The 10085-nt window shown below is 75.2% G+C and carries 10 protein-coding genes and 1 pseudogene; 1 reads left to right on the top strand and 10 read right to left on the bottom strand.

Features of this window, described 5'->3' with window-relative positions; genetic code table 11:
- From VF468_02565 to VF468_02520, 10 genes and pseudogenes are all read right to left on the bottom strand, one after another.
- On the bottom strand, positions 1-436 hold a 436-nt coding region (locus VF468_02565; GenBank protein ID HEX5877194.1), incomplete at its 3' end, for a phosphatidate cytidylyltransferase.
- Between the two features lie 6 nt (positions 437-442).
- The gene (frr, locus tag VF468_02560) at positions 443-1000 is read right to left on the bottom strand and encodes a ribosome recycling factor (protein HEX5877193.1); all 558 of its coding nucleotides are present in this window, start codon (positions 998-1000) and stop codon (positions 443-445) included.
- Positions 997-1800, bottom strand: a complete 804-nt coding sequence (gene pyrH, locus VF468_02555) for a UMP kinase (GenBank protein ID HEX5877192.1) — start codon at positions 1798-1800, stop codon at positions 997-999. The genes frr and pyrH overlap by 4 nt, the downstream gene beginning before the upstream one ends.
- Positions 1801-1858: 58 nt before the next feature.
- The gene (locus VF468_02550; protein HEX5877191.1) at positions 1859-2467 is read right to left on the bottom strand and encodes a translation elongation factor Ts; all 609 of its coding nucleotides are present in this window, start codon (positions 2465-2467) and stop codon (positions 1859-1861) included.
- A 477-nt stretch (positions 2468-2944) separates the two neighbouring features.
- Positions 2945-3829 (bottom strand): annotated as a pseudogene (rpsB, locus tag VF468_02545) (30S ribosomal protein S2).
- Between the two features lie 243 nt (positions 3830-4072).
- Complete coding sequence (locus VF468_02540; GenBank protein ID HEX5877190.1) at positions 4073-4696, bottom strand: M23 family metallopeptidase; 624 nt, start codon at positions 4694-4696, stop codon at positions 4073-4075.
- A 462-nt stretch (positions 4697-5158) separates the two neighbouring features.
- Positions 5159-6193 (bottom strand): tyrosine recombinase XerC, encoded by a 1035-nt coding sequence (locus VF468_02535; protein ID HEX5877189.1) that lies wholly within the window; start codon positions 6191-6193, stop codon positions 5159-5161.
- 73 nt (positions 6194-6266) lie between these two features.
- Positions 6267-7397, bottom strand: coding sequence for a DNA-processing protein DprA (dprA, locus tag VF468_02530; GenBank protein HEX5877188.1), 1131 nt, complete (start codon positions 7395-7397; stop codon positions 6267-6269).
- A 63-nt stretch (positions 7398-7460) separates the two neighbouring features.
- Positions 7461-8984 (bottom strand): YifB family Mg chelatase-like AAA ATPase, encoded by a 1524-nt coding sequence (locus VF468_02525; GenBank protein ID HEX5877187.1) that lies wholly within the window; start codon positions 8982-8984, stop codon positions 7461-7463.
- Positions 8985-8986: 2 nt separating this feature from the next.
- Positions 8987-9358: a YraN family protein gene (locus VF468_02520; GenBank protein ID HEX5877186.1), complete on the bottom strand. Its 372-nt coding sequence runs from the start codon at positions 9356-9358 to the stop codon at positions 8987-8989.
- A gap of 498 nt (positions 9359-9856) precedes the next feature.
- Between VF468_02520 and VF468_02515 the strand changes: the two genes are divergently transcribed.
- Positions 9857-10085: hypothetical protein (locus tag VF468_02515; GenBank protein ID HEX5877185.1), on the top strand; the 229-nt coding region annotated here is incomplete at its 3' end.

The raw sequence follows: 10085 nt of genomic DNA, 5'->3' as shown, positions 1-10085 counted from the left end.
CCATGAACGGCACGTACACGACGGCGAAGATGGTGGCGGCGACGTTGCGGGTGACCTCGGTGCGCCCCCGGTCGACCAGGTCCCAGCCGAACGCGGCCAGGATGGTCACCAGCAGCCCGAACGACAGCGCCGACGGCCCCTCCAGGTAGGCCCCGGCGACCAGCAGCGCCCCCATGGCCAGGACGACCGGCCCGGCCGGGCGGGTGGCCCGCGCCCGCAGCACGTTCAGCAGCTCCAGCAGGGCCAGGGTGACGATCCCGAGCAGGAAGGCTATGAACGCCGGCCGCGACAGGACCAGCGAGCCGAGGAGGACGCCGGCCAGGAGCAGCGCGGTGACGATGGCCAGCGGCAGGTTTCGCCCGGCCCGGGCGCCCGGCTCGCGCCGCGGCATCCCCGCCCCGGCTCCGGCGGGGTCGATCGGGGCCGGCTCAGCCACCGACGCTCAGACCTCGAGCAGCTCCCGCTCCTTGTGCTGGAGCAGGGTGTCGACCTCGGCCACGTACTTGTCGGTGATGCCCTGGAGGCGCTGCTCGGCCCGGCGCAGCTCGTCCTGGGAGATCTCGCCGTCGCGCTCCAGGCGCTCCAGCGCGTCCTTCTCGTGCCGGCGGACGTTGCGGATGCTGGTCCTGGCCTCCTCCGCCCGGTGCTTGGCCAGCTTCACGTACTCCTTGCGGCGCTCCTCGGTGAGCTGCGGGAAGGCGAGGCGGATGACCTGGCCGTCGCTGGCCGGGTTGATGCCAAGGTCGGAGTTGCGGATGGCCTTCTCGATGGCCGCGGCGGCGTTGCGGTCGTAGGGGGAGACCACCAGCAGCCGGGCCTCCGGGGCGGAGATGCCGGCCAGCTGCTGCAGCGGGGTGGGGGTGCCGTAGTAGTCGACCTGGAGGCGGTTGACCAGGGCCGGGTTGGCGCGGCCGGTGCGGATCCCGCTGAACTCCTCCTTGGCCACGTCGATCGCCTTGCTCATCTTCGTCTCCGCCTGCCGGAGCGTGTCCTCGATCACCTTGGCTCCCCTCGCTGCGTCTCGTCTGCCTCGACGACGTCGTTCGGGCCGACCACCGTGCCGATCGGCTCGCCGCACACCGCCCGCCGGATATTCCCCTCGGTGAGCAGGTCGAACACGATGATGGGCAGGTCGTGATCCTTGCACAACGACAGGGCGGTGGTGTCCATCACCCGCAGCTCGCGCCGGATCGCCTCCAGGTAGTCGAGCCAGAGGAACTTGCGCGCCTCCGGGTGCTTCTTGGGGTCGGCGTCGTAGACCCCGTCGACGCCGTTCTTGGCCATGAGGATGACCTCGGCGCCGATCTCGAGCGACCGCTGGGCGGCGGTGGTGTCGGTCGAGAAGAAGGGGGCGCCCATGCCCGCCCCGAAGATCACGATGCGCCCCTTCTCCAGGTGGCGCACGGCCCGCCGCGGGACGTACGGCTCCGCGATCTGGGTCATCTGGATGGCCGTCTGCACCCGGGTCACGACCTGGCGGCGCTCCAGGGCGTCCTGCAGGGCCAGGCAGTTCATGACCGTCCCCAGCATGCCCATGTAGTCGGCCCTGGCCCGGTCCATCCCGGCCGCCTCGGCGGCCGACCCGCGGACGATGTTGCCTCCGCCGACCACGACCGCGACCTGCACGCCCAGGTCGAGGACCTCGACCAGCTGCCTGGCCACGCCGTCGATCTTGCCGTAGTCGAGCCCGAACCCGACGCTGGTGTCGGCGAACGCCTCCCCCGACAGCTTCACCACGACCCGCTCGAACCGGGGCTTGCCCTCCCCGCTGTCGACCGGCTCCGGCTGGTCCCCCACCATCCGATATGCCATGGCTTCGCTCCTCCGCCCGCCCGACCGATCGGCTCCCAGGAACGGGTCAGGCGCCTTCCCCGACCTTGAAACGGGAGAAGCGGCGCAGGACCAGCTTCTCGCGGACCTTGGCCGAGTAGGTGTCGAGCAGGTCCTGGATGGACTGCTTGTCGTCGCGGATGTACGGCTGGTCGAGCAGCACGACCTGCTTGTAGTAGTCCTTGAGCTTGCCCTCGACGATCCTCTCGACGATGTGCTCGGGCTTGCCCTCGGCCTGGCTGGCGTAGATCTCCTTCTCCTTCTCGATGACGTGCTCGGGCACGTCCTCGCGCCGCACGTAGGTCGGGTCGGAGACGGCGATGTGGAGGGCGATCTCGTGGGCCAGTCGCTGGAACTCGTCGGTCTTGGCCACGAAGTCGGTCTCGCAGTCGAGCTCGACGAGCACGCCCAGCTTGGGCGGCAGGTTCGGGTCGGGGGTGTGCAGGTAGGCGTCGACCACACCCTGGGTGGTGCTGCGGCCGGCCCGCTTCTCGACGCCGGCCTTGCCGGCCTCGCGCAGCAGCTTGGTGGCCTTGTCCAGGTCGCCGCCGGCCTCACGCAGCGCGTTCCTGCAGTCCATCATTCCGGCCCCGGTGGCGTCCCGGAGGGCCTTGACCTGAGCGGTCGTGATCTCCATGTCGGGTGGTGCTCCTTGCTGCGCTGTCGATGCTCGGTCGGTGTCGGGTGGGCTCCCGGCCCGGGCGGTCCGCTAGACCCGGGGCGAACGGGTCTCGTTGGTCGGGTCGGCCGCCTCCTCGGCGGCCTCCGCCGGGGTGGCCTCGGCCTGGGTCTCTCCCTCGGCCTCCGCCGGGGTGCCGGCCCCGGCGGCCTCGGTTCCGGCCTCGGGCTCGGTGGTCGCGCCCTCGGGCGTGGCGTCCTCGGGGATCTCGACGTCGGCCGTGGTCGGCTCGGCGGCCGCCTCGGGCTGGGTGGTCCCGCCCTCGGGCGTGGCCTGCTCGGGGACTTCGGTCTCGGCCTTGGCAGGCTCGGCGGCGGCCTCGGGCTGGGTCGCGCCCTTGGCCTTGCCCCGTGACGGGGCCGCGGCCCGGCCGCCGGAGCTCTGGGCCCCGCTCCGGCCCGCGGCGCCCTGGGCCCCGCCGCGGCCGGTGGCCGCCGGCTTGTCGGCGGGCGAGGCCGGCTGGTCGGCGGCGGAGTCCGCCGCCGGGGCCGCGGCGCTCTCGGCGCGCCCGAAGCGGCTGGCCTCGGCCGCATCGCCGCCGTCGGACTCGAGCAGCTCGCGCTCCCACTCGGCCAGCGGCTCCTCGTCGGCGGGGCTGGCCGAGATCGGGGCCGCGCCCTCCTTGCCGGCGGCCTCGGCCGCGTACTGGCTGCGCAGCCCCAGCCCCTCGGCGACCGCGTCGGCCACGATCCGGGTGAGCAGGCTCCCGGCCCGGATGGCGTCGTCGTTGCCGGGGATCGGGTAGTCGACCTCGTCCGGGTCGCAGTTGGTGTCGAGGATGGCCACCACCGGGATGCCGAGCTTGCGTGCCTCGGTCACGGCGATGTGCTCCTTGCGGGTGTCGACCACCCAGATCGCGGCCGGCAGCCGGGTCATGTCGCGGATGCCGCCCAGGTTCCGCTCCAGCTTCTCGCGCTCGTGCGCGAGCCGCAGGACCTCCTTCTTGGGCAGCACGTCGGTCGCGCCGGTGGCCACCATCGCCTCCAGCTCCTTGAGCCGCTGGAGCCGCTTGTAGATGGTGGCGAAGTTGGTCAGCATCCCGCCCAGCCAGCGGAAGTTCACGTACGGCATCCCGACCCGCTCGGCCTGGGTCTTGATCGACTCCTGGGCCTGCTTCTTGGTGCCGACGAACAGCACGTTGCCGCCCCTGGCCACCGTGTCGCGCAGGAACCCGTAGGTCGACTCGATGGCGGCGCTGGTCTTCTGCAGGTCGATGATGTAGATGCCGTTGCGCTCGCCGTAGATGAAGCGCTTCATCTTCGGGTTCCAGCGCCGGGTCTGGTGCCCGAAGTGGACGCCAGCTTCGAGCAGCTGGCGCATGGTGACGACTGCCACGCCTGTTCCTCCCTGCCGTTCCGGTTCGGCCTCCGCCCGCTGTGCTCCCACAGTCGTCGGATCGTGGGGGTTCCGGGTCCTCGACCCGCTCGGGTTCCCCGGAGCGGGCACCGTCGAGTCCCGTCGACGGGCGTGCGTTGTAGCCCGGACTCCCGGGCCCGCGGCGGACGATAGCACAAGCCCCCCAGCTCCCGCCCCACCGGCCCGCCCCTGCCAGCCCAGTGCTGGTCAGGGGCTGGGCAGCGCACCAGGCGCCGGCAATGGGGCGAGCCGGGGCCTGGGCCGGTCGACCAGGTAGGCCAGGGGATCCAGGTACTCCCCGTCCACCCGCACGCTCAGGTGCAGGGTCTGCGCTCCGCCGACCGGACCAGGCCCGTGCCCTGGGCCGACCCGCCCGAGCGGGGCTCTGGCTCGAACCCGGCCCCCGGGCGCCACCTCGTCCAGCAGCGGGCCGACGGTCACCACGACCCCCGCCGCGACCCGGACGCTGACCCAGGTGGTCCCCGCGACCGGGCCGGCGAACACGACCTCCCCGGCCGCCGGCGCCCGCACCACCTCCCCAACGGAGGCGGCGACGTCGATCCCCCGGTGCCCGGGACCGTAGGGCCCGGCACGCGCGTCGAACCCCCGCACCACCGAGCCGGCCAACGGCATCCACAGCGGCGGCACCCGAGGGCGATCCGGCGCCGCGGTCGGCGGCCCCGGCGTCGGCGGCGGCGGGGGGGGACGCTCGGCCACCGCGGCGGGCGCGGCGACGGGCGCCAACGCCCCGACCGTCAAGAGGAGGGCCAGGAGGAACGGCGCCCAGCCCGGCCAAGGCCTTCCCGCCGGCTCGGGGCAGGTCGTCGACATCCGGGACTCCAGGCTCCTCAGGACGCCAGGGCGTGACCGCGACGGCGTCGTTCCGACTGGGCCGACGCTACCCGGCGGGATCGGCCAGCGGGCCGTGGTTCACGAAACTGTGGATGGCTTCGTCGGCCGGCGGCCCGGCCTGCTCGCGCTCGGCGCCTGCGGCCCCGGCTGGAGCACATCGTGAGGAACGAGAACGCGATCACCAGGGCGACGACCAGGAACACCGACGTCGGCGCGTCGAGCAGGACGGCGACGGCGAGGGCCGCCACCACCCCGACGACCACGAGGGCGATGCTCGGTCGCGTCGATCAGGCCGACGATGCCGTAGACACCAGGCCGGCTGCTCGATGTCCGGTGGCAGGCCGACCGAGACCCGGCCGGCCACGACCGTGTCGGCCGTGGCGGCGTTGGGTACCCGGCTCGCCGTGCCTGGCGGTCGGCGCCCCGGCTCGCCTCGTCAGCTCAGGCGCGCGGATGCGCCTGCTCGTAGACGCGGCGTAGCCGATCGTTCGAGACGTGGGTGTAGGTCTGGGTCGTGGTCAGGGCAACGTGCCCCAGCAGCTCCTGCACGACCCGCAGGTCGGCACCTCCCTCCAGCAGATGGGTCGCGTAGCTGTGGCGCAGCGTGTGCGGGCTGGTCCCGGCGGGCGCCCCGGCGGCCACCCGGTACCGTTCCAGCATCCCCCGCACGTCCCGCTGGGTCATCGGCCGCCTCCGCCGGTTGAAGAACAGCGCCTCGCGGTCGTCGGCGCCGTCCCGCCTCGCGGGGGTCGCGCTGGCCGGCCGGGACGGGCCGGGGAGCATGGCGGCGCGACCCTTCACGAGGTAGTCGAGGAGGGCGGCCCGGGCCGGCTCCCCGAACGGCACGATCCGCTGCTTGGCGCCCTTGCCGAGCACCAGGACGGTGTCGGCCGCCAGGTCGACGTCGCCCAGGCGGAGGCCGCACAGCTCCCCGACCCGGATCCCGGTCGCGTACAGGAGCTCGAGGATCGCCCGGTCGCGCAGGCCCACCGGGTCGGCCGGGTCGGGCGTGGCGAGCAGCCGGTCGACCTGGCCCTGCTTGAGGACGACGGGAAGGCGCCTGGACCCTCGGGGGACCCCAAGCCCGGTCGCCGGGTCGTCGGGAACCAGCCCCCGGCGCGCGAAGAACCGGAACGCCGTCCGCAGGGCCACGCCCTTGCGCGCGATGGACGCGGCGGCGAGCCCCCGCGTGCGCTGCAGGGCCAGGAACCGCCGCAGCAGCAGCGGCTCCACCTCGGCCGGATCGGTGACCCCGGCCCTCCCGGCGAACTGCAGGAACTGCGTCAGGTCCCGCCGGTACGCGGCCACCGTATGCCCCGACAGCCCCCGCTCGTCACGAAGGTGGGCCACGAACGCCTCCAACGCATCCCGCCCCAGGGGGGCAAGCCCGTCCGGGTCGTCCTGACCCGCAACCGGTTCCGGGTCGCGCTGGGTCCCGCGCCGTACCGGGTCGCGTTCGTCGAGGTTGTCGGCCATCGGGATCATCATCCCCACCCGACCCGCCGTGCTCAAGCACCCTCGCGTGGTTGGGAGGGACCCGGTGGCCTTCTCATGCCGGAGGACCGCGCGGTTCGGGTGCCGGGGCGGGTCGCCGGGTGGGGGCGGGACCGCCGGGGAGGCCGACGGCCTGGACGCCGGCGGCGGTGCGGCGGATCAGACCGGCCAGCTCGAGGTCGAGGAGGGCGGCGTCCAGGGCGGCGGGAGCCAGGTCGGTTGTGGCGGCCAGGCGACCCGGGCTGATGAGCCGGCCGTCGATCAGCGCGGTCAGGACGGCCCGGGCGGAGGCCTCGAGACCGGGCCACGCGGGCGCGCCGGTGGCGCCGCCGCCGGCCGTGGCGCCGAGCTCCTCGAGGATGTCGGTGAGGCTGCCGACCAGGGTGGCGCCGTCGCGGATGAGCTGGTTGCAGCCGGCGGCGCCCGGGTCCCAGGGAGCGCCGGGGAGGACGAGCACGTGGCCGAGGCCGCGGCTGCCGGCGGCCCTGGCCGTGGAGAGGCTGCCCGAGTCCTCGGCCGCCTCGACCACCACCACGGCGGCCGACAGGGCGGCGATCAGGCGGTTGCGGGGGAGGAAGTGGGCCGCCCTGGGCTGGCTCGCGGGCGGGTGCTCGCTCGTCAGGGTGCCGCCGGCGTCCCGCACTCTAGCGAACAGGCCGGTGTTGGCGCGCGGATAGGGGACGTCGAGGCCGCAGCCGAGCACGACGACGGTGCGTCCACCGGCGTCGAGGGCGCCGGCGTGGGCGGCCGCGTCCACGCCGACGGCGCCGCCGCTGACCACGCACCAGCCGGCCCTGGCCAGGCCGCTGCCGATGGAGCGGGCGGCGGCCCGCCGCAGCGGCGAGGCCCGGCGGCCGCCCACGACCGCGACCGACGTGGCCGCCCCGGGCGGGGCCGGCCCGGCGATGAAGAGCCAGGCGCAGGGTGGGTCGGGTGGCGTCGCCGCCAGCGGCCAGCCGTCGTCGCCGGGTACCAGGAGCCGCAGGCCGAGGGCGGCGAGCCGCGCGGCCGCGACACCGGGCTCGGGGCTGTGGGCACGCAGCAGGCTCGCCGGGTCCCTGCCCTCGGCCAGCCGGGTCGCCACCGCCGCCGGCAACGGCCCCGGGGTCGCGGCCAGCGAGAGCAGCACCTCGCGCTCCCCCGCCCGGGGAGTCCACCACGCCGGCCGACCCTCCCCCTCAGCCACGCGGACACCACCAGCCGGCCGGTTCCCGGCGGTCAGTCCACCGAACGCTCCAGGCGGGCGGCGTCATACGTGCTGCGCCTCCCGGTCGCCGATGATCGGGAGGTGGCGGAGGCCGAGGGCCTCCCGGACGTGCTGGTCCTCGACCAGGTCGGAACCGGCGAGGTCGGCGATCGTCCGGGCGACGCGGAGGGCACGGTGGAACCCGCGGGCGCTGAGGCCGAGGCGGTCGACGGCGGTCATCAGGGTGCGGCGGGCGGCCGGCCCGACCTGGCAGTGGGCGGCCAGGTCGGCCGAGGCCAGGCGGCCGTTCTCGGCGCCCTGGCGGCGCCGCTGGACCGAGCGGGCGGCCAGCACTCGGGCCCGCACCTGTGCGGTCGGCTCGGCGTCGGCCGCGCCGGTCAGCTCGTCGGCGGTGAGCCGTTCGGCCTGGACGTACAGGTCGATGCGGTCCAGCAACGGCCCGGAGAGCCGGCTGGCGTAGCGGTGCAGGTCATACAGGCTGCACCGGCAGGCGAACCGGCTGTCCCCCAGGTGCCCGCAGGGGCACGGGTTGGCCGCCGCGACCAGCGCGAAGCGGGCCGGGAAGCGGACGCTGGTCATGGCCCGCGAGACCGTGACCTCACCCTCCTCCAGAGGTTGACGCAGGGCCTCGCAGGCGGCCCGCGAGAACTCCGGCAGCTCGTCGAGGAACAGGACGCCGTGGTTGGCCAGGCTGACCTCGCCGGGTCGGGGGACCTGGCCGCCGCCGACGAGGCCGGGGACGGAGATGGCGTGGTGGGGGTCGCGGAACGGCCGGACCCTGATGAGGCCGGCGTCCGGGCCCAGGAGCCCGGCGGCGGAGAACACCTGCGTGACCTCGAGCGCCTCGTCCTGGTCGAGGGGTGGGAGCAGGCCCGGGAGGCGCCTGGCCAGCATGGTCTTGCCCGCGCCGGGTGGGCCGGTGAGGAGCAGGTTGTGGGCGCCCGCGGCGGCGATCTCGAGGGCGCGGCGGGCCTGGAGCTGGCCGCGGATGTCGGCGAGGTCCTCGACCGCGGGGACCGGGGGTTCCGGCCGGGCGCCGGGGCGGCTGAGATCGGCCCGGCCGGCCAGCCATTCCCCGACCTGCTCGAGCGACGCCGCGCCGGCCACCCGCAGGTCGGGGACGAGCGCGGCCTCGACCAGGTTGGCCTGGGGGACGACCAGGAGCCGGGCGCCCGACCGGCGGGCCGCCAGGGCCGCCGGCAGCACCCCCTTGACCGCGCGGACGTCGCCGCCGAGGCCGAGCTCGCCGATGGCCCAGAGCCCCTCGAGGGCGTCCGGCGGCACCCACCCGGCCGCGGCCAGCAGGCCGACGGCGATGGGCAGGTCGAACCCGGAGCCCTGCTTGGGCAGGTCGGCCGGAGGGAGGGACACGGTGATCCGCCGGTCCGGCCACTCGTAGCCGGTGTTGCCGAACGCGGCCCGGAGCCGGTCGCGCGCCTCCAGCACGGCCGTCCCGCCGAGCCCGACGACGGTCACGGCGGGCAGGCCGCGGCCGATGTCGACCTCGACCCCGACCGGGTAGGCGGTGAGGCCGACCAGCGCGGCCGTGGCCAGCCGGGCCAGCATCGTCAGAGCACCCCCTTCAGGTGCTCGACCCGCGGCTGGCCCGAGCGCGGCCAGACAACGGTCACGACGTCGAAGCGGACCTTGCAGGGCCGGTGCGGGGTGGCACGGAGGTAGGCCCCGGCGAGCCTGCGGAGCTGGGCCTGCTTGGCGGCGTTGACGGCGGCCGCCGGGGTCCCGTAGCCGTCGCCACGCCTGGTCTTGACCTCACAGAACACCAGCAGCCCGGGACCCTCGGCGACCACGTCGATCTCGCCCGTCCGGCAGCGCCAGTTGCGGGCCACGATCCGCAGCCCGGCCGCGGTCAGCCGGGCGCAGGCGAGCGCCTCGCCGCGCCGCCCCAGTTCGCCCCGATCGGCGGGGTGCTTGACAGGCATGGCCGCACCCTAGCCGCCGGCCCCCCCGAATTGGACGACTCCGCCAAGAATGTGGAAAACCCCGCGCACAGCATCCGGCGGCTCGGGATGCGTGGACCCGATGCGTCGGCGGGTGCCGGCCGTGTGCCTGCTCCTGGCCGGCGCCGCCGTGGCCTGTGACGACGGTGGTCGGCCGGGCCGCCATCGGAGACGACGGCACGGGGCGCGGTGACGACCACGCCAAGGGGGCGAGCTGCCGGCGGGCTCCGTCGACGACACGCTCGACCTGGTCCGGCAGCGGGCGCTCTACGGCGACCGGGTCGACTGGCCGGCCGTGCGGGTCGAGGCCCGGCGGCTGGCCGGCGCCTCGGCGTCCAGGACAGCGACCTACGACGCCGTCCGCTGGGTGCGCTTCGAGCTCGGCGACCGCCACAGCTTCCTGCTCATTCGGAGGAGGCGCGGACGCTGGCGGCCGGACAGGGAGCTCGGCTTCGGCTCGTCGCGCTGTTCCCCGAGCGGGTGGTCGTGGACGTCGGGCCGGGTGGCGGGGCGGCTCGGGCGGGGGTGCGGGTCGGCGGCCTCGTCGAGTCGGTCGACGACCGCCCGGTCGAGGGCGACGAGGTCGTCAGGCCGCCGCCGGCCGAGGTGGGCGGCCAGCCGGCGCGGGTGGTGCTCGCCCTGCGGCGCGGAGCCGGCGACCGGTCCCGCCGGCTCCGGGTCACGGTCGAGGCGGCCGAGGCGCCGGCCG

This window comes from Actinomycetota bacterium, from assembly GCA_036280995.1.
Lineage (GTDB): Bacteria > Actinomycetota > CALGFH01 > CALGFH01 > CALGFH01 > CALGFH01.
This window is presented reverse-complemented; position numbering and strand designations above follow the sequence as displayed.

Bases quoted from the DNA above. Each gene is read 5' to 3' on its own strand.
- pyrH (HEX5877192.1), bottom strand. From the start codon at position 1,800: ATGGTGGGGGACCAGCCGGAGCCGGTCGACAGCGGGGAGGGCAAGCCC.
- VF468_02550 (HEX5877191.1), bottom strand. From the start codon at position 2,467: ATGGAGATCACGACCGCTCAGGTCAAGGCCCTCCGGGACGCCACCGGG.
- VF468_02540 (HEX5877190.1), bottom strand. From the start codon at position 4,696: ATGTCGACGACCTGCCCCGAGCCGGCGGGAAGGCCTTGGCCGGGCTGG.
- VF468_02535 (HEX5877189.1), bottom strand. From the start codon at position 6,193: ATGGCCGACAACCTCGACGAACGCGACCCGGTACGGCGCGGGACCCAG.
- VF468_02525 (HEX5877187.1), bottom strand. From the start codon at position 8,984: ATGCTGGCCCGGCTGGCCACGGCCGCGCTGGTCGGCCTCACCGCCTAC.
- VF468_02520 (HEX5877186.1), bottom strand. From the start codon at position 9,358: ATGCCTGTCAAGCACCCCGCCGATCGGGGCGAACTGGGGCGGCGCGGC.